Origin of the sequence: Arthrobacter zhaoguopingii, assembly GCF_009828595.1 — a bacterium.
In the GTDB taxonomy this organism is placed as follows: Bacteria; Actinomycetota; Actinomycetes; order Actinomycetales; family Micrococcaceae; genus Arthrobacter_D; species Arthrobacter_D zhaoguopingii.
In genome coordinates, this window is the sequence record NZ_WPNY01000001.1 from 81,997 (window position 1) to 105,149 (window position 23,153).

Sequence of the window (23,153 nt, forward strand, 5' to 3'; positions counted from 1 at the left end):
GGACTCCATGTCGCGTACGGAGCAGACCCAGACCGCAGTGCTCGGCGCGCTGAGCGTGATGCCCATGACCGGATATGCGCTGCGGGAAGAGATCCGGTCCGTCCTCGGGCACTTCTGGAGCGAGAGTTTCGGCCAGATCTATCCGGCGCTCGCCGAACTTCAGCAGCAGGGCCTGGTCGAGCGCAGGGGTGCCGACAGGGCGCGGACTTCGGTCTTTGCCATCACTCCGGCAGGGACGGCGCGGCTCCGCGAACTGCTCTTGGAGCCGGCGCAGCCGGCCCGGCCGCGGAACGGACTGATGCTCCGGCTCTTCTTCGGCCGCCAGCTCGGGCCCGAGGCCTGCCGGCACCTCATCCGGGAGGCCCGGGAGGAAGCGGAGGCGCGGTTGGCCGAGCTTGCACTGGCACGCCGCGAATCGCAGGAGGCCCCGCACGCCCAGGACCGCCCATACTGGCTCCTCACAATCTCCGCAGGCGAGCATGCGGCCCGGGCGGCCATCGCCTGGGCCGACGAAGCCCTCGAGGCCCTTGAAACTCTGTCCGACTCGACAGCGCCCCATGCTGCCGCAGAACCACCCGCAGTTTCCAAGACAGCCCATCCTGCGAGGGAGCAGCAATGAACGCTTTCCCCTTTCCAGTCCTCCGGGGCGCCCCAACCCCTCAACGGACGGCGGCCGCTGCGGCGGCCGGTTTCTCGGTCATCGCGGCCTTCCAGGCATCCCTCGCACTCGGAGCGCCCTTCGGGGAGGCCGCATTCGGCGGCTCCAGCAGCGGCAAACTGCCCCCGGGACTGCGTGCGGCCAGCGCCGTTTCCATGGTGGTGTGGCTGCTGGCGGCCCTGACGGTCCTGGCCCGGGGCCGTCCGGGGCCGGTTCCGGCGGGCAGGGCCCTCCGCTGGGGAGTCCGCGGACTCATCGTCCTGCTTGCGGCAGGGACCCTGCTGAACGCAGCTTCGTCGAGTCCCTGGGAGCGGTTCTTCTGGGCGCCGCTTGCGCTCGTCCTGCTGCTTCTGTGCCTGCGCCTTGACCGTCACCGCGGAGCGCACGGGAACGCGGACGGCCCTGCGGCCTGAGCGGGCGGCGCCAAAGAGCCCGCAGCCTTCACCCAAAGTCTGTCATCCCCTGTTGGGAACGTAGCGGCTGTGGTTCACTGCGGAGACGAGGGTGCGCAGCACGGCAGGAGCGGAAGACGCGCCGATGAGCCACCCCGTTGGAGACTCAGGAGGTCGGTCCGGTGGGCATTGTGAGCTGCGGTGTGGCGGTGTCGCTGGACGGGTTTGTCGCCGGCCCGCGCCAGAGCCTTGAGGATCCCCTGGGCGAGGGCGGTGAACGCCTGCACACCTGGATGTTCGACCACCCGGAGGAGCACGCCGCCCAGCGGGAGGAGCTGCTCTCCCACGGCGCGTACGTGATGGGCCGGAATATGTTCGGGCCCGTGCGGGGTGCCTGGGATGAACCCTGGCGGGGCTGGTGGGGTGAGGATCCGCCGTACCACGCGCCGGTGTTCGTCCTGACCCATTACCCCCGGGAGCCGGTGGTGATGGAGGGAGGGACCACTTTCCTCTTCGTCACCGACGGCGTGGCGGCTGCTGTGGAGCAGGCGAAGGCGGCGGCCGGCAGCGGCTCCGTCGGCGTCGGCGGGGGCGCCTCCACCATTAACCAGTGCCTGGCCGCGGGCGTGATCGACGAACTGACCCTGCATGTGCCGCCGGTCCTGCTGTCCGCCGGTGAACGGCTCTTCGCCGGCGTCGGGGACTTTGAGTTCGCGATTGTGCGGACACGGAGCACACCCCATGTCACCTCCACTACCTACAGGGTGGTCCGTTAGGGACCGCCCCGGCCCGCAGGCCAATAGGTCAGGTAAAAATGCGCATATTCTCCGGGTTCAAAGCCCTCCAGCGGTGCTAGGTTTTTCGGAAGAAGGGTGTGCTGTGGCCGCCGGACCTCCGGCGTCGCCGGCACCTGGAATTCCCGGATTGTGCCCACCCAGGAGGAAGTCATGACGGACCATGTAGCCAACGTTTCCGCGTGCGATGTGGAAACCTGCTCCTTCAACCACCACCACGACTGCACCGCCTTCGCCATCACCGTCGGCGGCAGCCCCGAGCACGCTAGCTGCTCGACGTTCATCGACACGTCGGCCAGCGGCGGGCTGCCGAAGGTGCTGGCGCACGTCGGTGCCTGCCAGCGCTCCGAGTGCCAGTTCAACGACCACCTGCTGTGCGATGCGGAGAACGTGCGCGTCGGCCCGGGCGCTGAGGCCGCCGACTGCCTCACCTACCAGCCCCGGTAGCGGCCCGCGGGGTCCCGGCGAATGGGGCAGTGTGCCCCCGGCGCCGCATCGAGGACGCAGCACTTACTGCCCGGGGCCGAACCTCCGGTAATTAGTGCGTCCTCGACGGAGGAGGAGGCCGTCCCAGGCGGCAGGCCCTAGTCCCGCGCGTCGGCGAAGGGCCGGACCTCGGCGGCGCCCAGGGCATCGGCGGCGAAGGCGTAGTCCCATGCCACGTCCTTCCACCGGGCGTACCGGCCGCTGGCGCCGCCGTGGCCGCCGTCCATCTCCGTCTTGAGCACGATCGGCTCGGAGCCCGTGGTCTTCTCCCGCAGTTCCGCAACCCACTTCGCCGGCTCGACGTACAGCACCCGGGTGTCGTTGAAGCTCGTCACGGCGGCGATGCGCGGGTAGTCAGCGGTGCGGACGTTCTCGTACGGCGTGTACTCCTTCATGTACCGGTACACCTCGGGGTCGGTGATCGGATTGCCCCACTCCTCCCACTCCAGCGCCGACAGCGGCAGCTCCGGGTCGAGGATGGTGGTGAGGGCGTCGACGAACGGCACCTGGGCCACGATGGCCCGGTACTTCTCGGGGGCGAGATTCGCAACGGCGCCCATGAGCAGGCCGCCCGCGGAGCCGCCCATCGCGGCGATGCGCCGCCGGTCCACCCAGCCGGAGGTCACCAGGTGGTCCGTCGCGTCGACGAAGTCCGTGAAGGTGTTCTTCTTGTTCAGCTTCTTGCCCTGCTCGTACCAGGTGCGGCCCATCTCGCCGCCGCCGCGGACGTGTGCGACGACGTAGATGATGCCGCGGTCGAGCAGGGACAGCCGCGCTACGGAAAAACCGGGGTCCATGCTGACCTCGTAGCTGCCGTAGGCGTAGACCAGGGCCGGGTTGGATCCGTCCTGCCGCAGGTCCGCCCGCCGCAGGACCGAGAGCGGAAGCAGCGTGCCGTCGGCGGCCTTCGCCCACTGGCGTTCGGCCACGTAGCGCTCCGGCCGGTAGCCGCCGAGTACCTCGGTCTCCTTGCGCAGCGCCAGCTCCCCGGTGGCCAGGACGTAGTCGTAGATCCGCGGAGGGGTCAGGAAGGAGGTGTAGGACAGGCGGATGATCGGAGAGTCGAACTCGGCATTGGCGAGGTTGCTCGTAATCAGCTCCTCCTCGAAGGCGGGCTCCGCGGCCGCGGCCTGGGCCGGCGTCCCGAGGCCCTCGAGGTCGAGGACCTGGACGCGTTCCGTGGTGTCCCGGCGGACCGAGAGTACCAGGTGGGTGCGGGTGACCGCGGCTCCGTTGACCCGGACGGCGTCGTCGTGCGGGACCACCGTCGTCCACTGCTGGTCCTTGAGCGGACGGGAGAACTCAGAGGCGGCCACCAGGCTCACCATTGAGTTCTTGGCGTCGCGGTTGTGCGTCAGGACGTAGTGAAGCACTCCGTCCAGCCGCACCGGCTCCGCCTCGTACAGGATCCGCTCGTCCCGGGAGATCAGCGGAGTCAGCTCGGCGCCCGGGGTCATCAGGTCGAGGACCCGGTATTCGCTGTACTCGGAGGAGCCGACGCTGATCAGCAGCTGCGTGCGGTCGGCGGAGAGCTCGAAGCCGGTCCACATGGCGACGTCGTCCTCCTGGTAGAGGACCTCATCCTCCTCCACCGGGGTGCCCAGAGTGTGGACCTTGACCTGGAAGGGGCGCCAGGAGTCATCGACGACGGTGTAGAAGACCCGGGTGCCGTCGGGGGAGAAGCCGAGGCCGTAGAAGACGTTGGACACCTCGTCGGGCAGCTGGTCACCCGACTCGAGGTCCTTGACGCGCAGGGTGAACCGCTCGTCGCCGGCGTTGTCCTCGCAGTAGGCAAGGAGAGTGCCGTCCTCGCTGACGGCGAGCCCGCCGAGGGAGAAGAAGGGCTTGCCCTCGGCCAGGACGTTCCCGTCGAGGAGGACCTGTTCGCCCTCGACCGGACGGCCGGGCACCACCTCGGGGGGAGTCCAGTCGGCGGCGAGGTCGCCGGTGTCCACGGCGGCAACGCGGCACTGGATGCCGTACTGCTTGCCCTCCTCGGTGCGCGAGTAGTACCACCAGCCCTTCTTGCGGGCCGGAACCGAGAGGTCGGTCTCCTGGGTGCGGTTCTTGATCTCGGTGAAGATCCGCTCCCGCAGCTGCTCCTGGCCGCGGGTGACGGCCTCCGTGTAGGCGTTCTCCGCGGTGAGGTGCGCGGTCACCTCCGGGTTGTCCTTTTCCCGCAGCCACTCGTAGGAATCGGTGAAGGTGTCGCCGTGGTGGGTGCGCTCCACCGGCATTTTCTTCGCGGCGGGCGGGCGGGGGACGGCATCCACGGGGGTCTCGGCAGTCATGGGTCCATCTTGCCAGAAGCGCGCGGAGGGACCCGGGCTCGCAGTTGCCCCGCTTGGCGGGCCGCAACCCGGGCCGCGGAGGGGTGCCCGGCAGGCTCCCGGCGGAGGATTTGGTGTTGACGCCCTCCCGGCACGCCGCATATCCTGAACGAACGGTCGGTAATTATTCTTGGCACGTTCCGCACAGTGAGGTGACCCCATGGCAGCACCAGCAGCGACCCAGCACGGCAGCCCGGACGTCGACGCCGCCGGCCAGCAGCTGTTCGACGAGCTGATGGCCCAGGACTCCCGCGTTGAACCGCGGGACTGGATGCCCGAGGCGTACCGGAAGTCCCTCACGCGGCAGATTTCCCAGCATGCCCACTCCGAGATCATCGGCATGCAGCCCGAGGCCAATTGGATCACCCGCGCGCCGTCCCTGAAGCGCAAGGCCATCCTGATGGCCAAGGTCCAGGACGAGGCCGGTCACGGGCTGTACCTCTACTCCGCCGCCGAAACCCTCGGCACCCCGCGCGACAAGATGACCGAGGACCTGATCGCCGGCAAGGCCCGGTACTCGAGCATCTTCAACTACCCCGTGCTGACGTGGGCCGACATCGGCGCGATCGGTTGGCTCGTCGACGGCGCCGCCATCTGCAACCAGGTCCCCCTGTGCCGGGCCTCCTATGGACCCTACGGCCGGGCGATGGTGCGCATCTGCAAGGAAGAGTCCTTCCATCAGCGGCAGGGCTTCGAGATCCTGCTCGAACTCGCCAACGGTACCCAGGCCCAGCGCGACATGGCCCAGGACGCCATCAACCGCTGGTATGCGCCCTCGCTCATGATGTTCGGCCCGCCGGACGACGACTCGCCGAACTCCAAGCAGTCGATGGCCTGGAACATCAAGCGCTTCTCCAACGACGAGCTGCGCTCGCGCTTCGTGGGCATGATCGCCGAGCAGGTGAAGGCCCTCGGGCTCGCCCTTCCCGACCCGGACGTGCGCTTCAACGAGGACACCGGCAAGTGGGAGCACGGCCCGCTTGACTGGGAGGAGTTCAAGGAGGTCCTCGCCGGCCGCGGCCCCTGCAACGCCCAGCGCATGGAGCGCCGCCGCGAGGCTCACGAGGACGGCGCCTGGGTGCGCGAGGCAGCGGCGGCCTACGCCGACAAGCAGGCCCGCAGGGCCACAGCGACGGAGGCAGCATGACCGGCGGATCCACAACCGGCGACGACGGCTCGACGGCCCCGGCCGCAGGGCCCGCGGAAAAGCGGCAGCCCTGGCCGCTGTGGGAGGTGTTCGTGCGGTCCTCGCGCGGGCTCTCCCACGTCCACGCCGGCTCCCTCCACGCGCCCGACGCCGACTTGGCGCTGCGCAACGCCCGCGACCTCTACACCCGGCGCAACGAGGGCCTGAGCCTGTGGGTGGTGCCGTCCTCGGCCATCATCACCAGCGACCCGTCCGCGAAGGAGCAGTTCTTCGAATCCCCGCAGGGCAAGGACTACCGGCACGCCACCTACTACACCAAGAGCGAAGGGGTGAAGCACCTGTGAGCGAGGCCAACGCCAGCGCCACCCGCATTACCCCGGGCAACGCGCTGCGCCCCGAGGACATTGCCGCCTCGGACGCCGTGCCCTCCCCGGAGGCCGCGGAGTACGCGCTGTGGCTCGGGGACGACTCGCTGATCCTCGCCCAGCGCCTCGGCTGGTGGATCTCCCGCGCCCCCGAGCTCGAAGAGGACGTGGCGCTGGCCAATATTGCCCTCGACCTCATCGGACACGCCCGCTCCTTCCTCACCTACGCCGGCCACGCGTCGGGCCGGACCGAAGACGACCTCGCCTACTTCCGCCGCGAGCCCGAGTTCCGCTCCGCGCACCTGTTCGAACAGCCCAACGGTGACTTCGCCCGCACCATCGCCCGCCAGTTCGTGGTCGCCCACTACCAGTGGGAGCTGTACTCGCGCCTTCAGCACTCACCCGACGCCACTCTCGCCGCGATCGCCGCCAAGGCCGTCAAGGAGGTCGACTACCACCGCGACCACAGCCTCCAGTGGGTGCTGCGCCTGGCCCAGGGGACCGAGGAGTCCCGCCGCCGCATGATTGCCGGGCTGAAGCTGACCTGGCCCTACGTCGAGGAACTGTTCGCGGACGAGCCCCTGATCGATGCCCTTGGCGGCGTGGCCGTCCGACCCAGCAGCCTGCGGGAGCCCTTCGATACCGCGGTCGCCGCGGTGCTCGCCGAAGCCGACGTCGAGGTCCCCGCCGTGCCCGGCGCCACGGGCGGTGGCCGCCGCGGCATCCACAGCGAGCACCTCGGCTACATCCTCGCCGAACTCCAGGTCCTCGCCCGCGAGCACCCCGACGCCTCCTGGTAGCCCTCATGAGCACCGACACCCGCACCTCCACCTCGGCGCACCGGCCGGCCGATCCGGCCGCCGCCGCCGTCTGGGACATCGCCGCCACCGTCTGCGACCCGGAGATCCCCGTGCTCACCATCGAGGACCTGGGCGTCCTCCGGGACGCCCGCGTCGGTCCGGGCGGAACCGGAACCACCGTGGTCATCACGCCCACCTACTCGGGCTGCCCCGCCATGGACGCCATCCGCGACGACGTGCTCGCCGCCCTCAGTGCCCACGGCTACGCGGACGCCCGGGTGGAACTGGTGCTCGCTCCGGCCTGGACCACTGACTGGATGACCGAGGACGGCAAGGCCAAACTGAACCGGTACGGCATCGCCCCGCCCACGGGGAAGGCGGCGGCCGGGCCCGTGCGGGTGGGCCTGAGCGTTAAATGCCCCCAGTGCTCCTCACTGAACACCCGCGAGCTCACCCGCTTCGGCTCCACCTCCTGCAAGGCGCTCTACGTCTGCCAGGACTGCCGGGAACCCTTCGACTACTTCAAGGTGCTCTGACATGGCCGTTACCTTCGCCCCGACCAACAAGCGGCGCACCGCCTTCAACGAACTCACCGTGGCCGAGGTGCGCCGGCTGACCGAGGACGCCGTCGAGGTGACCTTCGCCGTGCCGGCGGACCTGGCCGGTAAATACGACTACGTTCCCGGCCAGTACGTGGCGCTGCGGACCACGCTCGACATCGACGGCGAGCCGAAGGAAGTGCGCCGCAGCTACTCCATCTGCGCCGAACCGCGCCCGGGGGAGATCCGGGTGGCGATCAAGCGGGATTTGGGCGGGGTGTTTTCCAGCTGGGCCAACGAGTCCCTCAAGGCGGGGGACCGGCTCGACGTGATGAGCCCCATGGGCCAGTTCATCTCCAAGCACGAAATGACTGAGCTGAACCACCCCGAGAAAATCGACACCGCGACCCAGAACAGCTTCGTCGCCGTGGCAGCCGGTTCCGGCATCACCCCGGTCATCTCCATTGCGCGCTCGGTCCTCGCCGCCGGGGAGAACGTCCGCTTCGACCTCATCTACGCCAACAAGGCGGCGATGGATGTGATGTTTCTCGAGGACCTCGCCGACCTCAAGGACCGCTACCCGGCCCGGTTCGCCGTCCACCATGTGCTCTCCCGCGAACAGCGGATCTCGCCGCTGCTCTCGGGCCGGATCGACGCCGAGAAGCTGCAGGCCCTGCTGGGGGGCGTGCTGCGCACGGATGACGTCGACGAATGGTTCCTCTGCGGGCCCTTCGAACTCGTGCAGCTGTGCCGGGACACCCTCGCCGAGCGGGGCGTGCCGGCCGAGAAGATCCGCTTCGAGCTGTTCAGCACCGGCGAACCGGCCCGCCCGGAGGGCCAGACCGGGCGGCCCGTCCGGCCGGCCGACAACGGCGAGAACTACACCATCTCCTTCCGCCTCGACGGGCTGCAGGGCACCGTCGAAAGCCCCACCCACGCCCGGGAATCCCTGCTCAACGCCGCCCTGCGGGTGCGCCCCGACGTGCCCTTCGCATGTGCCGGCGGGGTCTGCGGAACCTGCCGTGCAAAGATCGTCTCGGGCACCGTGGAAATGGAAGAGAACTACGCCCTGGAGCCCGACGAACTGGCCAAGGGGTACGTCCTGACCTGTCAGGCCCGCCCCACCAGCGACGCCGTGTCGGTGGACTACGACGCCTAGGAGAGGCATGACCCTGCAGGACACCATGATTTCGCTTGAGCTCAACGACGGCGTCGCCGAGATCACCCTCAACGCCCCCTACAAGCTCAACGCCCTCGACGAGCAGGCGCTCGCGGACCTGTCCCGGGCGTACGACGAGGCCGAGGCGGCCGCCGCCGACGGGTCCGTCCGCGCACTGCTGCTGCGCGGGGAGGGCCGCGCCTTCTGCGCCGGCCGCGACATCTCCGGGGTCTCCCCGGACACCGACGATGCCGACGCCTACCTCGCCGGGCTGGTCACCCCGCTGCTGAAGAAGATGTCCGCCTTCCCGGCGCCGACCTTCGCGGCCGCCCAGGGCGCGTGCCTCGGCGTCGGGCTGGGCCTGCTCATCGCCACCGATGTCGTCTACGCCGCCGAGAACGCCAAGATCGGTTCGCCGTTCGCCAACCTTGGGGCCACCCTCGACTCGGGCGGCCACTGGCTCTTCACCGAGCGCCTCGGCGCCCACCGCACCCTCGACCTGATCTACACCGCCGAGCTGATGAGCGGTGCCGAGGCCGTGCGGTCGGGCCTGTTCAGCCGCTCGCTGCCCGCCGGCGACCTCCTGGAAACCACCCGCGCCACCGCGGCCCGGGTGGCCACGGGGGCCACCGGGGCCTTCCGCGCCTCCAAGCAGCTGGTAGCCGAGATCCGCGACCGGCGGCTGGGGCTGTGGGCGGCCGTGGACCAGGAGAACGCGGCCCAGGCCGCCCTCTGCCGGACGCCGGACTACGCCGAGGGGTTCACCGCCTTCCAGGAGAAGCGCGCGCCCCGTTTCGCCGGGCGGTAGCGGCACCGGCCTGGGTGCCTCGATGCCGCGGCAGCCCGCGGCACCTCGGCACCCAGGCACACCGGGAGCTGGTCCGCGCCCTACCGGGTGTCGAGGTCCTCGAACACCAGGAAGGTCTGGGTGTCGAGGACGCCCGGCATCGACTGAAGCCGGTCGAAGATCACCCGGCGGAGGTCGAGGTTGTCCTCGGCGCGCACCAGCAGGATCACGTCGAAGTCCCCGCCGACCAGGGCGATGTGGTGGATTTCGGGGATCTCCCTCAGCTTCTCCCGGAGCTCCCGCCAGGAGTGCTGGCGCACCTTCAGGGTCACATACGCCGAGGATTTCAGCCCGGCCTTCACTGGGTCCACCAGGGCCGTGAACTTCGTCAGCACCCCCTCTTCGGTGAGACGGGAGATCCGCGAGTAGGCGTGGGCCCGTGAGATGTGGACGTTCTCGGCGAGCGAAGTGACCGACTGCCGTCCGTCCCGGGTCAGCTCGGCCAGAATCCTGCGGTCAACCTCGTCCAACAGGCCATCGGCCATCTGTCTCTCTCCGCTCCTGTAATCCAGCTCACATGCACCGTTCGTCTCCGATCCGGCCCCTCAGGAGTCAATCCTTCCAGACTTTCCGCATTTGATGGATACGAAATGCATCCCGAAGCGATACTAAGGTGACACAGCATCCAATACTGCCTTCTGCGATCCGCGGGCGGCGCCGACGCTGTCGAGGACACGGCCAACGGAGGCGGACATGACGATTCCAACGAACAGCGACTCCACCCGAACGGAGGGCGGGGCCGACACGCAGCTGCTGCCCTCGCCGGTTCCGGTGCAGCTGATCGACCACCACGGGGAGGCCCGCTCCGACGCCCGCTACGCGCTTCCGGACCCCCGGGCCCTCCTGGCGGGATACGCGCGGCTGATCTCGGGCCGGCGCATCAACGACCAGGCCAACGCCCTGGTACGCCAGGGGCGCCTTGCCGTCTACCCCTCCTCCCACGGGCAGGAGGCCTGCCAGGTGTCCGCGGCCCTCGTCCTGCAGTCCCAGGACTGGCTGTTCCCCACCTACCGCGACACCGTCGCCGTCATCACCCGGGGCGTGGATCCGCTGGAGGTCTTCACCCTCCTGCGCGGCGACTGGCACTCGGGCTACGACCCCTACGAACTGCACGTCGCCCCGCAGGCCACCCCGCTGGCCACGCAGCTGCTCCACGCCGTCGGCGTCGCCCACGCCGCCAAGCTGCGCGGCGAGGACACCGTGGTCCTTGCCCTGTGCGGCGACGGGGCAACCAGCGAGGGCGACTTCCACGAGGCGCTGAACTTCGCCGCCGTGTTCCACGTTCCGGTGGTGTTCTTCGTGCAGAACAACGAATACGCCATCTCGGTGCCGCTGAAGAGCCAGTCCGTGGCGCCGTCCCTGGCCCACAAGGCAATCGGCTACGGCATGCCGGGGGAGCGGGTGGACGGCAACGACCTCGCCGCGCTCCTGTCGGTGCTCGGTGCGGCCGTCGACTCCGCCCGCAGCTGCGGCGGGCCGGCCCTGATCGAGGCCCACACGTACCGCATGCAGGCCCACACCAACGCCGACGACGCCACGCGGTACCGGTCCGCCGAGGACGTCGACAAGTGGATCCCGAAGGACCCGATCAGCAGGCTGCGCACCTACCTGCGCGGGATGTCCCTGCTCGACGACGCCGAGGAGGAGCGGTTCGCCGCCGACGCCGAAGCCCTCGCGGCCTCGATCCGCGCCGGGCTCAACGCCGACGTCGAGGTCGACCCGCAGGAGTTGTTCGCCCACGTCTACACTCAGAAAACAGCGCAGCTCCGGGAGCAGGCCGACCTGCTGCGCGACGAGCTCTCACGTGAGGCGGTCCAGCCATGACCCAGATCTCTGAACGCGCGGCGGCCCCGGTGAAGGCGCCCGACCGGCCCGCCGACCCGTCGGCGGCCCAGTCCGAGGCCACAGTCCCGTCCGCGGCGACGGCCGTGACCTTCGCCAAGGCCCTCAACACCGCCCTTGCCGACGCCATGGAGGCGGACGGTTCGGTGCTGATGTTCGGCGAGGACGTCGGGCCCCTCGGCGGAGTCTTCCGGATCACCGACGGGCTGACCGCCCGCTTCGGCCCCGGGCGCTGCTTCGACACCCCGCTGGCCGAGGCCGGGATCATGGGCATGGCCGTCGGGATGGCGATGAACGGCATGCGCCCGGTCGTGGAGATGCAGTTCGACGCCTTCGCCTACCCGGCCTTCGAGCAGGTGGTCAGCCACGTCGCCAAACTGCCCAACCGCACCAAGGGCCGGGTGCTGCTGCCCATGGTCATCCGCATTCCCTACGCCGGCGGCATCGGCGGGGTGGAACACCACTGCGATTCCTCCGAGTCCTACTACGCGCACACCCCCGGCCTCACGGTCCTCGCCCCGGCCACGGTCCGCGACGCCTACCTCATGCTGCGCGAGGCGATCGCCCTGCCGGATCCCGTCGTCTTCCTCGAACCGAAGAAGCTGTACTGGTCCAAGGAGGTCGTCGACCTCGGGGAGCTGCGCCGCACCTTCGAGGACGGCTCCGCGCCGCGGACCATCGGCAGCGCCGTCGTCGCCCGTTCCGGCACCGACGCGACCCTGATCGCCTACGGCCCCTCTGTGCCCACCGCCATGGCCGCCGCGGCGGCCGCCGCCGAGGAGGGCCGGTCGCTTGAGGTCATCGACGTCCGCTCTCTCGTACCCTTCGACGACGAGACGGTGTGCGCGAGCGTGCGCCGCACCGGGCGGGCCGTGGTGATCGCCGAAACTCCGGGATTCGCCTCGGTCGCCGCGGAGATCGTCGCCCGGGTCCAGGAGCGGTGCTTCCACTCCCTGGCCGCGCCGGTCCGGCGCGTCACCGGATTCGATATCCCCTATCCGGCACCCAAGCTGGAGCATCACTTCCTGCCCAGTGTCGACCGGATCCTCGACACCGTTGACGAGCTGCAGTGGGAGGACGGGCAATGAGCACCGAAGCGCTGCCGGCGTCCCTGCAGGTGTTCCGTTTGCCCGATCTCGGTGAGGGCCTGACCGAGGCCGAACTGGTCAACTGGCTGGTCAAGGAGGGCGATGAGGTCCGCGTCGACCAGCCGGTCGCCGAGGTCGAGACGGCCAAGGCCGTCGTCGAGGTGCCCTGCCCCTACGCCGGCACCATCGCGGTGCTGCACGGGGCGGCAGGGGAGACCCTCGACGTCGGCGCCCCCCTGATCTCCGTCCGGGCCGCCGGCGCACCGGCGGCAGAAGAGCCCGCCGTCCAGCCGCCAGCCGCCGGTGCCGCCCCGCGCGTTGACCCCGTCGCCGGAACCAGCGCCGGGCCGGAGGCCGAAACCTACCGGAACGAGGAGCGGGCCGGCATCTCGACCGCCGCCGCGGCCGCCGCAGCACCGGAGCCGGAGCAGGGTTCAGGGAACGTCCTGATCGGCTACGGCACCCCCGGCGGCAGCACGGGGAAGCGGACCCGTGCGCGCCGGACCGCCGGTGCATCGCCGCGCCCGGCCACCCAGGCCACCCCGGGGCCCGCGGCCCCGGCGCCGACCAGCGGGCGGAGCGCCGTGCAGGCCGTGCGCTGCATCTCGCCCCTGGTCCGCCGGATGGCGCTCGAGGGCGGGCTGGTGCTGCGGGAGCTCACCGGAAGCGGCCCCGACGGGCTGATCCTGCGCCGGGATGTCGAGGCGGCGCTCGCCGGCCGCGGAACCGGCACCCTCGCCGCCCTGGACAGAGAACGGCCGGGGATGGAACGGCCGGCGGTGGAGGCGCCCACGGCGGAGCAGCCGGCGTCCGGCACCGACCAGCGGTCCGGACTTGCCGTCCTCGAGCGCGTCCCCCTGCGCGGGATGCGCAGGACGATCGCCGACACCCTCTCGCGCAGCCGCCGTGAGATCCCGGAGGCGACGGTGTGGGTTGACGTGGACGCCACCGCCCTGCTGGACCTGCGGGCCTCGCTGAAGTCCGAGGGCGGCGCCCCTGGCCTGCTGGCGTTCATCGCGCGGTTCGTCGTAGCCGGGCTGGCGAAATATCCCGAACTCAATACCCGCGTCCTCACCGGTGAGGACGGCTCCCAGGAGCTCCTGACCGTCGAGGGCATTAACCTCGGGGTTGCCGCCCAGACCGACCGCGGCCTCGTGGTGCCCAGCATCCGGAGGGCCGACCTGCTCAACGCCCGGGCCCTGGATGCCGAGATCCGCCGCCTGACCGAAGCCGCCCGCGCCGGGAAGGCCACTCCGGCGGAGCTGACCACCGGGACCTTCACGCTGAACAACTACGGCGTCTTCGGGGTGGACGGCAGCGCCGCGATCATCAACCACCCGGAGTCGGCGATCCTCGGCGTCGGACGGATCATCGACCGGCCCTGGGTTGTCGACGGGGCGCTGGCGGTGCGGAAGGTCACCGAGCTGACCTTGACCTTCGACCACCGGGTCTGCGACGGCGGGACCGCCGGCGGGTTCCTGCGGTTCGTGGCCGACGCGATGGAGAACCCCGCCCGGCTGCTGGCCGACCTGTAGCGGAGCGTTCCCGGCGGCGGCGACCGGCCTCGCGGAGTCCGTGGAGCCGGCCCCGCGGGAGCTCAGGCGGGAACCATCTCCGGGACGGGCTTCGGCTCGACGTGGCGGATCATGCGCAGGCCGCAGTTTTCCTCGACCAGGGCCCCAAGGCTCCGGTACTGGAAGCTCTTGCTCGTGATTCCGGGCCACCGCTTGCGCAGGAGCATGCCCAGGCGGGCCCCATTGACCCGGCCGTCGATGAGCAGTTCGGGATCCGCACCGACCAGCGAGAGGATGGCCTCCCGGTATTCGGCCAGGGTCGGCGGTGGCGCGGGCTGTGCGTCAGCCGCCGGCGCCGGTGCAGGCGGCTCAGGAACCGCGACGACGTGGAACTGGTCCGCGGCCGACCGGAGCATGCTGCTGACGGCCCCGACGTCGGGACCGGAGGTCGTCACCACGATCACATACTTGCCCAGCGCATGCAGCCGCCGCACCAGCGGGACATACCCGCCGTCTCCGCTGACGATCACGAAAACCTCGATCCACGGCGCCTCGGCAGCGACCCGGAGCGCGTCGACCACGAGCTCGATATCGGCTGCGTTCTTGATGTCCTGGCTGAAGGAGAAGATCTGAACCGGCTCGACGCCATGCCCGAGCAGCTGGCGGCGGTAGGTGCCCATCTCAGCCCGCCCCCAGTTCGCGTAGGCCCGGGCCACCGCAGTCAGCGCTCCAACTCCGCTGTCGCGGACGAGCTGGCCAATGTCCTTGATGATCGAGCCCACGGGAACGGAGGTTGGGTGCCCGGAAACCCCGCCGTAAAGATTCTCCATGTCCAGGAAAACCGCAACGTTCCGCCGGGGTGGTGTTCCGCCGGGTTCCATAGTCACCTGTCCTGGTTGGAGCGGAAGGAATTACCTCATATGGCGTATTCAGGTATTTGAAGAAAGTAGCCCACATGTTTCAGGTGTGACTAGAGCTAATTGGATATGAAATTCATTTCCCGGTGCCGGAACCATGCCGTTCGGCGACGGAACGCCGCTGGTAGTCTCTGCCCATGGATGAATCAATGGGGAAATTTCTGTCCGACTTCGCTGCCCTGGTGGAGCTGGCGCAGGCGCAGGGACCGCGCGGTCCCCAGGGTGAACAGCTTGTCCCGCTCCTGAGCGAACACCTCGGGCGCCCGGCACCCGAGGTTCCGGTGGTCCTCGAACAGGTTCCCTCCCACCGCTTCGTGGATCTCGACATCGTCCTGGCCGGAGAGGCCGGAAAGGACCCGGACGCCCGGCTTGTCGGCATCGGCGGGGGAGACCAGCGCCACCATTTATCCCTGAGCGACATGCTCCAGCAGCAGCAGTTCTTCCCGCGGCTTCCGCTCTCCCAGCCCGACTACACGAACGTGGCCGTGGGGCCCGACGCTCAGCGGCAGGCGGTGGCGCTGGGCGTCTGGCTGTTCACCCGGGACGGGGTCCCGCTGGTCGTGCTCCAGCGCAGCGCGAGCCCCCAGTACGGCCGGATGACCGCATCGCTCGAGGTCCTCTCGCCCGACCCCGGCGCAACGGACTCGTTCCTCGCCGAGCTGCGCCGGCAGCTGCAGAGCGACAGCGTGCTCAAGGGCCAGGTGATCTCCCTGACGATGGACGACTACGGGCAGGGCAGCGCCGGCGTCACCTTCCACCACCGCCCGGCCCTCGGGGAGGCGGACGTCATCCTGCCCGAAGGCCTTCTGCAGAAGATCTCCGAGCATGCGGTGGGCGTCGCCGCGCACCGTGCGGCACTCAAGGCCCTGGACCAGCACCTCAAGCGCGGAATCCTGCTGTACGGGCCGCCGGGAACGGGAAAGACCCACACCGTGCGCTACCTGCTCGGAAGGACCGGGGGGACGACGGCGATCCTGCTCTCCGGCGGCACCCTTGCCTTCGTGAGCGAGGCCGCCCGGATGGCCCGCGCCCTTCAGCCCTCGGTGGTGGTCCTTGAGGACTGCGATCTGATCGCCGAGGACCGCAGCTACGGCCACGGCCCGCAGCCCCTGCTGTTCGAGGTGCTCGATGCCATGGACGGACTGGACGATGACGCCGACGTCACTTTCGTCCTGACGACGAACCGGGTGGACATGCTCGAGCGGGCGCTGGCCGAGCGTCCGGGCCGGGTCGATCTCGCGGTGAACATCCCGCTGCCCTCCGAGCGCGAGCGCATCGAGCTGCTCCGCCTTTACTCACGCAGGATCCGCTTCAGCGAGGAGGCGCTGGCCGCGGCCGCCGCGCGCATCGAAGGAACCACCGCCTCCTTCGTCCGGGAGCTTGTGCGCCGGGCGGTTCTCGGGGCCCAGCTCGCCGGCGCCGACGTCTCCGACGTCCATCTCGGGGCCGCGGTGGAGGAGCTGATGGCCGACGGCGCCACCCTGACCCGCAGCCTGCTCGGGAGCCAGCACCGCCCGAACTCCCCGGCCGGGCAGGGCTATCCTCCGGGTCCCGGCACCGCGCCGGGCCCGGGGTTCTTTCCGGGGCAGGAGTTCCCGCCGGGGGACTGGGCCCACCACGGCCCCGTGGGATGAGTCCCGTCGGAGCCCGGGGCTCCTAGACTGGAAGTCCATCGCCTATGGAGAGGGAACTTCGTGTCCGCTATACCCGATGCCCCGGGGCAGGAAGCGTCGTGGCAGGAACCGGCGCCCGGCATCCGCGTTCTTTCACTGCCCGGATTCGCCGCGAACGTCGGCTTCGTCCTCGGTTCCGAGCGCGGGCTGATCATCGACACCGGGGCCGGGCCCCGGCAGGCGGAGCAGATTCTGCGCAGGGTCCGGGAGGTGACGGACCTGCCGCTGGCCGCCGTCATCACCCACGCCCACGGCGACCACTACTTCGGCAACAGCTACCTTGCCGCGCACGGCGTCGAGCAGATCTGGGCCACCTCGCGCTGCAGCGAGGCAATGCTCGAGGGCGGCGAGCAGCAGCGTGCCCTCGTCGCCGGCGTCGAACCCGAGATGGCCGCCGGAAAAGGCCCGCACACCGACCTCGCGGCAGCGACCCGCCTGGTCGAGGGCAAGCCGGTGGACCTCGACCTGGGCGGCATCCAGGTCACCCTGTTCCATCTCGGCCGCGGCCACACCGACCACGACCTCTTGGTGGGCGCCGGCAACGTGCTCTTCACCGGTGACCTCGTCGAAGAGGGCGCCGACCCGGCCTTCGAGGACTCGTTTCCCAGCGACTGGATCCGGACGCTCGGAAAGATCACGGCGCTCGAGGACCTCTACGACGTCTTCGTTCCCGGGCATGGGGCGCCGGTGGACGTGCGGTTCGTCGGCACGCAGATGGAAAAGATGCGTGCGGCCATCCGGGTCACCAAGATCGCCATGGACGAGGCCTCCATCGACATGACCAAGGCGGTCCCGCTCCTGCCCTACGGTCCGGAGCGGTCACGGGTGCTGCTGGACAGGCTCCGGACCCTCGCCCATTGGAAGTGGCTCTCCCGTCAGCCCTGAGCGCCGGGCCGCGCGGCGGCTTTGTGGGGGTGCGGGCGGTCCCCGGTGATCCGGGCCTGAGAGGTGAAGAGCCAGCCGGCCGCTCCGGCCAGGGTGAAGCCGGTGCCCACGATCGAGGCAAGGCCGGCCCAGAAGAACAAGGGCACGCGCGCCGTCCCGGGGATAGGTGCCGGACCAATCTGCTGCACCATGACATAGAGCAGCGCGGACAGCACCAGGCCTGCCAGGCCGGCCACCCAGCAGAGCGCGAGCCACCAGCGCGACGACGCCCAGTGACGGCCGAAGCCGGGCCACACGTTCCACTCGTTGCCGGTGCGCATCACCAGCAGGCCGCCCAGGAGCGTCCACGCCCCCACGACGAGGAGGGCGGCGATCACGTCGGCCGGGCGGTGCCACAGGTTGACGAAGGTCGCGGCGCCGGCCAGCACCGAATAGATCCCGCCGCCGGCTGCAATGAGCGGGCGCCAGCGCGGCGAGGACACAAGGAAGACCGCAGCCACCGCGGACGCCGCCAGCGTCGTATGCCCCGAGGGTAATGAATTGAAATCGAGGGTGGGCACGCCGCGGTCGGGGCGGTCGAGCACCATGTTCTTCAGGATCTGGGTGGTGAGGTTGGCGCCGGCCATGGCGCCGAGGGCTAGAAGCGCCGCGGCCCAGCGGCGCCGCACCAGCGTGACGAACAGGAGGGTCGCCGCGGCGATGACCACGGAGATCAGCGGCAGGTTGTCGAGGAAGCGGAGAAACGGCAGGGCGCCGTCCGGGGCGGCGGTATCGGCCTCCGCCCATGCCGATTCATCGGCGAACTGTCCGGTGGTGGTCCGAACGAACAACCAGTAGGTCCAGCCGAGGGCCGTGAAGCACGCCGCTGCGCCCAGAACGAACAGCTGGGGGCTGCGTGCCGCCCTGGCCCGCCGACGGGTCCACCGAAGAGGTCCTCGTTGCAAGGTCATTCACCAACTGTTCCATATCCGGCTGAAAGTTCCTGAATTGCCCCGCCATCCCGTCGAGTCCGCAGTTCACCACGTTGTGCGGGGATGAAAGCGTGGTGAGCTGCTGTTTCGGCGGCAGCGACGGCGCGTCGGGCACTCCAGCGCCACGTAGCCTAGACGCGTGAGCACATCCGACCCCCACGCCCCCTTCCTCCCCCCGCTGGCAGAGCTTCGGGAGCGTGCGCGCGTCGTCACCGTGCCCATGCGGGTCCGGTTCCGGGGCGTGCTGGTCCGGGAAGCGCTTCTGATCGAGGGGCCCGTCGGCTGGAGCGAGTTCTCCCCGTTCCCCGAATACGGAGACCGTGAAGCGGCGAGCTGGCTGCGCTCGGCGCTTGAGGCGGGGTGGCATGGATTCCCGGAGCCGGTGCGGCAGCAGGTGCCGGTGAACGCCACGGTCCCGGCAGTGCCCGTGGCCCGTGTCGAGGAGATCCTCGCCCGGTTCGACGGCGTCGGCGCGGTGAAGGTCAAGGTCGCCGAACGGGGCCAGGACCTTGCCCAGGACCTTTCCCGGGTGGCCGAGGTGCGCCGGCTGCTGCCCTCCGCGGCTCTCCGCGTCGACGCGAACGGTGGCTGGACCGAAAGCGAGGCGCTGACTGCGCTGACCGAGCTCGCCCAACACCGGCTCGAATACGCCGAACAGCCCGTGGCCGACATCCCGGGGCTGCGCGCGGTGCGCAATGAGCTGCGCCGGCGGGAGGTGCCAGTGCTCATCGCCGCCGACGAGAGCGTGCGGCGCGAGGAGGACCCGCTGCGGGTCGCCCGGGAGGACGCCGCCGACCTCCTTGTGATCAAGGCCGCCCCCCTCGGGGGAGTGCGCAGGGCGCTGGACCTCGTGGCCCGGGCGGGGCTGCCCGCCGTCGTCAGTTCCGCGCTCGACACCTCCGTGGGCATCCGTGCCGGGGTGGCCCTCGCCGCGGCGCTGCCGGAGCTTCCCTACGCCTGCGGACTCGCCACGGTCTCCCTCATGGAGGGCGACGTCACCGATGAACCGCTGGTGCCCGACGGCGGGTTCCTCCCGGTCCGTCGGGTCACCGCGTCCCCGGCTCTGCTGGAGGCCTTCGCCGCGCCGGCGGACCGGCGGCAGTGGTGGCTTGACCGGCTTGAGCGGGTCCACCGGGTGCTCGCCGCGGCCGGGGGCTGAGGCGACCCGGAATCACCCGGCGAGGGCCGCCGTCACGGCCGCCTCCGCGTGAAGGCGGGTGGTGGCGAATACCGGCAGCTCCGAATCGCCCTGCCCGATCAGCAGCTCGATCTCCGTGCAGCCCAGGATGATGCCCCCGGCACCCCGTCCGGCCAGGTCCTTCATCACCGCATGGTACCTGCGCCGCGATTCGTCCCGGATGTCACCGAGCACCAGTTCGTCGTAGATGACGGCGTTCACCACCGCCTGGTCTTCGGGGCCGGGAAGCAGCACCTCGAGTCCGTGGGCGGCGAGGCGGTCCACGTAAAAGGCCTGCTCCATGGTGAATCTCGTTCCGAGCAGACCCACCGTCCGGAGTCCTGCATCAAGGACCGCACGGGCCGTGACGTCGCCCAGATGGAGAAACGGGATGGACACTGCGTCCTCGATGGCTGCCGCGACCTTATGCATGGTGTTCGTGCAGAGCACCAGCAGGTCGGCGCCCGCTTGCTCGATCCGCCGCGCCTCCCCGGCGAGGATCTCGCCCGCCCGCTGCCACTCACCCTGGGCCTGGAGGCGTTCGATCTGCGCGAAGTCCACGGAGATCAGGACGCAGGAGGCGGAGTGCAGGCCGCCGAGCCGGTCGCGGACTCCCTCATTGATGAGCGAGTAGTAGAGCGCCGAGCTTTCCCAGCTCATCCCGCCGAGCAGGCCGATGCGTTTCATGCGCCCACCGTAGCGGACCGGGTGCGGGCCGGTCTTTCGGTTACGCGGGGGTGTTCCATATGAGACCGGTGGGTCAAGTGTTTCGTCAGGGTTTCTTGCCCGTTCACCGGCGGGAACGGAGGAGGTCGGTTTCCACCGCCAAGGTCGGACGAGAGTCCAACGCCAGTTCGTCCCCTTGGAAGGCACACCCCATGAGTGAAACCACCCGCCGGATGCTCCCCATGCTCGGACACACCAAAGGCAAGCGAAGCGCCGTCACCTGTGCCCTGAAGTGCGACAACGCCTGTGCGTCTGCGGTCTGCAACACCTCGGAGAACAACTACTTCCGCGACGTCGTCTCGGCCGAGTTTTCCCGGCGTAACCTGCTGGGCGCCGGCGCCGCGGGGGCCCTGACCCTGCTGGTGGGCTCGGCCGCCGGGCCCGGGACGGGGCTTCCACAGGCGGTCGCCCTGGGCGGGCCGCGCAGCAAGCTCACCTTCACGCCCATCGCGCCCGTGGACGCCCTGATCGATGACATGACGGTTCCTGCCGGCTTCACCTGGAAGCCGGTCATCCGCTGGGGCGATCCGCTGTTCTCCAACTCACCCGCCTTCGACGCCGGAAACCAGAGCGCGGCCGCTCAGGCCCTCCAGTTCGGCTACAACTGCGACTACACCGACATCCTCACCCTGCCCGGCAGCAAGGGACGCCGTGCGGTCCTGTTCGCCAACCATGAGTACACCAACGAGGCCATCATGGTGCCGCCGAGCCTTCTCCCCGCCGAGGTGCGCGGGATCGGCAAGGCTGCCCATGGGCTGTCCGTCGTCGAGCTTGAACGCAAGAACACGGCGAAGCCGTGGAGCTACGTTCAGGGCGCACCCCGAAACCGGCGCTTCCTCACCACGACCCCCTACGAACTCACCGGTCCTGCCGCGGGATCCGACCTGGTGAAAACCATCGACGACCCGGCCGGCCGCACGGTGCTGGGCACGCTGGGGAACTGTGCGGGCGGCACCACCCCGTGGGGCACGATCCTCTCCGGCGAGGAGAACTTCAACGGGTACTTCGTCAGCGCCGGAACCAGCGCCGGGGACCGCCGGTACGGTCTCGGCTCCAAGCCCACCGTCCGCCGCTGGGAACTCGATGAGGCCCGCTTCGATACGCGGATACCGGGCTACGAGAACGAGAAGCACCGCTTCGGCTACATCGTGGAGGTCGACCCGTTCGATCCCACCTCCACCCCCCGCAAGCATTCGGCGCTGGGGCGCTTCAAGCACGAGGGCGCGAACGTGACCGTCGCTCCCGACGGCCGGGTGGTTGCCTACTCCGGGGACGACGAGCGGTTCGATTACCTCTACAAGTTCGTCTCCACGAATCCGGTCCAGCCCGGGAACACCCCCGAGGCCCGGCGCGCGAACATGTCACTGCTCTCCCAGGGCTCGCTGTACGTCGCGCGGTTCCAAGGCAACTCCGTGCCCGAGATCAACGGCACCGGGGCGCTGCCGGCCGACGGCGCGTTCGACGGCGTCGGGGAGTGGCTGCCGCTGCTGCTGGACAACGAATCGGCGGTGCCGGGGATGAGCGCGGCCGAGGTGGCGGTCTTCACACGCCTCGCCGCCGATAAGGTGGGCCCCACCAAGATGGACCGGTGCGAGGACGTCGAACCGAACCCGGCGACCGGCAGGGTGTACGTGGCCTGCACCAACAACACCAACCGGGGAACCGGCACCAACGCGGCGGCGGACGAGGCGAACCCGCGGACCGCCAACCGCGACGGCCACGTGGTGGAGCTGACGGAGGCCGGCGGGGACGCCACGGCCACGCGCTTCACCTGGAACCTGCTGCTGGTGTGCGGCGACCCGGCGAAGAATTCTACGGCGTACTTCAGCGGATATCCCGCAGACAAGGTCTCCCCGATCAGCTGCCCCGACAACCTCGCCTTCGATTCGGTGGGCAACTTGTGGATCTCCACGGACGGTCAGCCGGGCACCATCGGCTACTGCGACGGCCTGTTCAAGGTGGGCCTCGACGGCGCCGAGCGGGGGCGGGTCGAGCAGTTCCTTGCCGTGCCGCGCGACGCCGAGACCTGCGGGCCCATCATCCACGACGACGAACGCTCGGTCTTCGTTGCGGTCCAGCACCCGGGGGAGGACGGCACCTGGGCGGCCCAGGTGTCCCGGTTCCCGGATTACGTGCCCGCCGGCGTTCAGCCGGCCCCCGGCCAGGGTGCGCTTCCCCGGCCCTCGGTGGTGCAGGTCTACCGGGGCTGAGCCCGCCGGGCGTTACCCGGCCGGGTAGGGGTGGTCGCGGAGCAGGCGGGCTAGGTGGGCGGCGTTGCGGGCGACACCGGCCGTGGTGGCCGCCACCTTCTCCGGTACGGCGTCGAGGTCCTGGTAGTCGACCGTCTGCATCGCCTCGCCGACCCAGTAGGTGCCGCCCTGGGCCGGGATGCTGAAGCCGACGTCGTTCAGGGCCTGCAGCATGTCGGCGATGGTCTTGTGCGCGCCGTCCTCGTTGCCCACGACGGCGACCACACCCACCTTCTGGTACATGGTCGGACGGCCTGCGTCGTCGGTTTCGGAAAGCTCGGCGTCGAGGCGCTCCACCACCCGCTGGGCGATGCTGCACGGGTGGCCCATCCAGATGGGGGTGGAGAGGACCAGGATGTCGGCGGCGAGGATCTGGGCCCGGATGGCGGGCCAGTCGTCGCCGGCGCCCATATCCGTCTGCACACCGGGCAGTACGTTGTAATCCACGACGCGCACGGTGGATCCCGTGACGCCATGGAGGGCCAGCTGATCAAGGACGTGGTGGGCCATCCGATCGCTGCTTGAGGGTGCAGGGGAAGGCGAGAGGGAACAGATCAGTGCGACGGCGGAGAGTTCGGTCATGGCGGTCCTTTC

At 69.9% G+C, this 23,153-nt stretch carries 23 protein-coding genes; 17 read left to right on the forward strand and 6 right to left on the reverse strand.

Translation table 11 applies throughout. The features are described from left to right. The first annotated feature begins 7 nt into the window (after positions 1–7). From GVV86_RS00400 to GVV86_RS00415, 4 genes are all read left to right on the forward strand, one after another. On the forward strand, positions 8–619 hold the full coding sequence (locus GVV86_RS00400; protein ID WP_159800758.1) for a PadR family transcriptional regulator: 612 nt from the start codon (positions 8–10) through the stop codon (positions 617–619). Beyond that, on the forward strand, positions 616–1,071 hold the full coding sequence (locus GVV86_RS00405) for a hypothetical protein (protein WP_159800760.1): 456 nt from the start codon (positions 616–618) through the stop codon (positions 1,069–1,071). The genes GVV86_RS00400 and GVV86_RS00405 overlap by 4 nt, the downstream gene beginning before the upstream one ends. 161 nt (positions 1,072–1,232) lie before the next feature. Next, positions 1,233–1,826 carry a dihydrofolate reductase family protein gene (locus GVV86_RS00410; protein ID WP_159800762.1) on the forward strand — a complete coding sequence of 198 codons (594 nt, stop codon included), beginning with the start codon at positions 1,233–1,235 and terminating at the stop codon, positions 1,824–1,826. A 171-nt stretch (positions 1,827–1,997) separates the two neighbouring features. Next, positions 1,998–2,291, forward strand: coding sequence for a DUF1540 domain-containing protein (locus tag GVV86_RS00415; RefSeq protein WP_120168038.1), 294 nt, complete (start codon positions 1,998–2,000; stop codon positions 2,289–2,291). 137 nt (positions 2,292–2,428) lie between these two features. Here the strand turns inward: GVV86_RS00415 and GVV86_RS00420 are convergent, their stop codons facing one another. Then, positions 2,429–4,621, reverse strand: coding sequence for a S9 family peptidase (locus GVV86_RS00420; protein WP_159800764.1), 2,193 nt, complete (start codon positions 4,619–4,621; stop codon positions 2,429–2,431). 199 nt (positions 4,622–4,820) lie between these two features. Between GVV86_RS00420 and paaA the strand changes: the two genes are divergently transcribed. From paaA to GVV86_RS00450, 6 genes are read left to right on the forward strand one after another with little or no spacing between them, the layout of a single operon-like run. Beyond that, positions 4,821–5,807, forward strand: coding sequence for a 1,2-phenylacetyl-CoA epoxidase subunit PaaA (gene paaA / locus GVV86_RS00425; protein ID WP_159800766.1), 987 nt, complete (start codon positions 4,821–4,823; stop codon positions 5,805–5,807). Continuing rightward, positions 5,804–6,151 carry a 1,2-phenylacetyl-CoA epoxidase subunit PaaB gene (paaB, locus tag GVV86_RS00430; protein ID WP_159800768.1) on the forward strand — a complete coding sequence of 116 codons (348 nt, stop codon included), beginning with the start codon at positions 5,804–5,806 and terminating at the stop codon, positions 6,149–6,151. Before paaA ends, paaB begins: the two co-directional genes overlap by 4 nt. Further along, a complete protein-coding gene (gene paaC / locus GVV86_RS00435) occupies positions 6,148–6,972 on the forward strand; it encodes a 1,2-phenylacetyl-CoA epoxidase subunit PaaC (protein ID WP_159800770.1) in 825 nt (274 codons plus the stop codon). Before paaB ends, paaC begins: the two co-directional genes overlap by 4 nt. A gap of 5 nt (positions 6,973–6,977) precedes the next feature. Continuing rightward, positions 6,978–7,508, forward strand: a complete 531-nt coding sequence (gene paaD / locus GVV86_RS00440) for a 1,2-phenylacetyl-CoA epoxidase subunit PaaD (protein WP_159617813.1) — start codon at positions 6,978–6,980, stop codon at positions 7,506–7,508. Between the two features lies 1 nt (position 7,509). Continuing rightward, positions 7,510–8,670, forward strand: coding sequence for a 1,2-phenylacetyl-CoA epoxidase subunit PaaE (gene paaE / locus GVV86_RS00445; RefSeq protein WP_159800772.1), 1,161 nt, complete (start codon positions 7,510–7,512; stop codon positions 8,668–8,670). 25 nt (positions 8,671–8,695) lie between these two features. Beyond that, on the forward strand, positions 8,696–9,478 hold the full coding sequence (locus GVV86_RS00450) for an enoyl-CoA hydratase/isomerase family protein (protein WP_159801164.1): 783 nt from the start codon (positions 8,696–8,698) through the stop codon (positions 9,476–9,478). A gap of 80 nt (positions 9,479–9,558) precedes the next feature. Here the strand turns inward: GVV86_RS00450 and GVV86_RS00455 are convergent, their stop codons facing one another. Beyond that, the gene (locus tag GVV86_RS00455; RefSeq protein WP_120167838.1) at positions 9,559–10,002 is read right to left on the reverse strand and encodes an Lrp/AsnC family transcriptional regulator; all 444 of its coding nucleotides are present in this window, start codon (positions 10,000–10,002) and stop codon (positions 9,559–9,561) included. A 208-nt stretch (positions 10,003–10,210) separates the two neighbouring features. Between GVV86_RS00455 and GVV86_RS00460 the strand changes: the two genes are divergently transcribed. Genes GVV86_RS00460 through GVV86_RS00470 form a run of 3 tightly spaced genes read left to right on the forward strand, consistent with a single transcriptional unit; the run spans position 10,211 to position 13,982 of the window. After that, complete coding sequence (locus GVV86_RS00460) at positions 10,211–11,341, forward strand: thiamine pyrophosphate-dependent enzyme (protein ID WP_159800774.1); 1,131 nt, start codon at positions 10,211–10,213, stop codon at positions 11,339–11,341. Next, the gene (locus tag GVV86_RS00465; RefSeq protein ID WP_159617810.1) at positions 11,338–12,447 is read left to right on the forward strand and encodes an alpha-ketoacid dehydrogenase subunit beta; all 1,110 of its coding nucleotides are present in this window, start codon (positions 11,338–11,340) and stop codon (positions 12,445–12,447) included. Before GVV86_RS00460 ends, GVV86_RS00465 begins: the two co-directional genes overlap by 4 nt. After that, positions 12,444–13,982 carry a dihydrolipoamide acetyltransferase family protein gene (locus GVV86_RS00470; RefSeq protein ID WP_159800776.1) on the forward strand — a complete coding sequence of 513 codons (1,539 nt, stop codon included), beginning with the start codon at positions 12,444–12,446 and terminating at the stop codon, positions 13,980–13,982. Before GVV86_RS00465 ends, GVV86_RS00470 begins: the two co-directional genes overlap by 4 nt. Before the next feature lie 62 nt (positions 13,983–14,044). On the opposite strand, the gene GVV86_RS00475 is transcribed toward GVV86_RS00470, so the two are convergent. Beyond that, entirely contained in the window at positions 14,045–14,842 is a 798-nt protein-coding gene (locus GVV86_RS00475; protein WP_246669850.1) for an NYN domain-containing protein, read from the reverse strand. A 173-nt stretch (positions 14,843–15,015) separates the two neighbouring features. Here GVV86_RS00475 and GVV86_RS00480 point away from each other — a divergent pair, with 173 nt between their 5' ends. Then, the gene (locus GVV86_RS00480) at positions 15,016–16,512 is read left to right on the forward strand and encodes an ATP-binding protein (RefSeq protein WP_159800780.1); all 1,497 of its coding nucleotides are present in this window, start codon (positions 15,016–15,018) and stop codon (positions 16,510–16,512) included. A 60-nt stretch (positions 16,513–16,572) separates the two neighbouring features. After that, positions 16,573–17,436, forward strand: a complete 864-nt coding sequence (locus GVV86_RS00485; RefSeq protein ID WP_246669823.1) for an MBL fold metallo-hydrolase — start codon at positions 16,573–16,575, stop codon at positions 17,434–17,436. Here the strand turns inward: GVV86_RS00485 and GVV86_RS00490 are convergent. Beyond that, entirely contained in the window at positions 17,427–18,386 is a 960-nt protein-coding gene (locus GVV86_RS00490) for a phosphatase PAP2 family protein (RefSeq protein WP_159617806.1), read from the reverse strand. The genes GVV86_RS00485 and GVV86_RS00490 overlap by 10 nt on opposite strands. 160 nt (positions 18,387–18,546) lie before the next feature. Here GVV86_RS00490 and GVV86_RS00495 point away from each other — a divergent pair, with 160 nt between their 5' ends. Then, a complete protein-coding gene (locus GVV86_RS00495) occupies positions 18,547–19,566 on the forward strand; it encodes an o-succinylbenzoate synthase (protein WP_159800782.1) in 1,020 nt (339 codons plus the stop codon). A gap of 12 nt (positions 19,567–19,578) precedes the next feature. On the opposite strand, the gene GVV86_RS00500 is transcribed toward GVV86_RS00495, so the two are convergent. Beyond that, a complete protein-coding gene (locus tag GVV86_RS00500) occupies positions 19,579–20,271 on the reverse strand; it encodes an aspartate/glutamate racemase family protein (RefSeq protein ID WP_159800784.1) in 693 nt (230 codons plus the stop codon). A gap of 191 nt (positions 20,272–20,462) precedes the next feature. Between GVV86_RS00500 and GVV86_RS00505 the strand changes: the two genes are divergently transcribed. Continuing rightward, on the forward strand, positions 20,463–22,520 hold the full coding sequence (locus GVV86_RS00505; RefSeq protein WP_159800786.1) for a PhoX family protein: 2,058 nt from the start codon (positions 20,463–20,465) through the stop codon (positions 22,518–22,520). Positions 22,521–22,532: 12 nt separating this feature from the next. Here the strand turns inward: GVV86_RS00505 and GVV86_RS00510 are convergent, their stop codons facing one another. Beyond that, on the reverse strand, positions 22,533–23,141 hold the full coding sequence (locus GVV86_RS00510; protein WP_159800788.1) for a flavodoxin family protein: 609 nt from the start codon (positions 23,139–23,141) through the stop codon (positions 22,533–22,535). Between the last annotated feature and the right edge of the window lie 12 nt (positions 23,142–23,153).

Coding starts and splice junctions, on each gene's coding strand:
- GVV86_RS00400 (WP_159800758.1), top strand. CDS start 8: ATGTCGCGTACGGAGCAGACCCAGACCGCAGTGCTCGGCGCGCTGAGC.
- GVV86_RS00405 (WP_159800760.1), top strand. CDS start 616: ATGAACGCTTTCCCCTTTCCAGTCCTCCGGGGCGCCCCAACCCCTCAA.
- GVV86_RS00415 (WP_120168038.1), top strand. CDS start 1,998: ATGACGGACCATGTAGCCAACGTTTCCGCGTGCGATGTGGAAACCTGC.
- GVV86_RS00420 (WP_159800764.1), bottom strand. CDS start 4,621: ATGACTGCCGAGACCCCCGTGGATGCCGTCCCCCGCCCGCCCGCCGCG.
- paaA (WP_159800766.1), top strand. CDS start 4,821: ATGGCAGCACCAGCAGCGACCCAGCACGGCAGCCCGGACGTCGACGCC.
- paaB (WP_159800768.1), top strand. CDS start 5,804: ATGACCGGCGGATCCACAACCGGCGACGACGGCTCGACGGCCCCGGCC.
- paaD (WP_159617813.1), top strand. CDS start 6,978: ATGAGCACCGACACCCGCACCTCCACCTCGGCGCACCGGCCGGCCGAT.
- paaE (WP_159800772.1), top strand. CDS start 7,510: ATGGCCGTTACCTTCGCCCCGACCAACAAGCGGCGCACCGCCTTCAAC.
- GVV86_RS00450 (WP_159801164.1), top strand. CDS start 8,696: ATGATTTCGCTTGAGCTCAACGACGGCGTCGCCGAGATCACCCTCAAC.
- GVV86_RS00455 (WP_120167838.1), bottom strand. CDS start 10,002: ATGGCCGATGGCCTGTTGGACGAGGTTGACCGCAGGATTCTGGCCGAG.
- GVV86_RS00460 (WP_159800774.1), top strand. CDS start 10,211: ATGACGATTCCAACGAACAGCGACTCCACCCGAACGGAGGGCGGGGCC.
- GVV86_RS00465 (WP_159617810.1), top strand. CDS start 11,338: ATGACCCAGATCTCTGAACGCGCGGCGGCCCCGGTGAAGGCGCCCGAC.
- GVV86_RS00470 (WP_159800776.1), top strand. CDS start 12,444: ATGAGCACCGAAGCGCTGCCGGCGTCCCTGCAGGTGTTCCGTTTGCCC.
- GVV86_RS00475 (WP_246669850.1), bottom strand. CDS start 14,842: ATGGAACCCGGCGGAACACCACCCCGGCGGAACGTTGCGGTTTTCCTG.
- GVV86_RS00480 (WP_159800780.1), top strand. CDS start 15,016: ATGGATGAATCAATGGGGAAATTTCTGTCCGACTTCGCTGCCCTGGTG.
- GVV86_RS00490 (WP_159617806.1), bottom strand. CDS start 18,386: ATGACCTTGCAACGAGGACCTCTTCGGTGGACCCGTCGGCGGGCCAGG.
- GVV86_RS00500 (WP_159800784.1), bottom strand. CDS start 20,271: ATGAAACGCATCGGCCTGCTCGGCGGGATGAGCTGGGAAAGCTCGGCG.
- GVV86_RS00505 (WP_159800786.1), top strand. CDS start 20,463: ATGAGTGAAACCACCCGCCGGATGCTCCCCATGCTCGGACACACCAAA.
- GVV86_RS00510 (WP_159800788.1), bottom strand. CDS start 23,141: ATGACCGAACTCTCCGCCGTCGCACTGATCTGTTCCCTCTCGCCTTCC.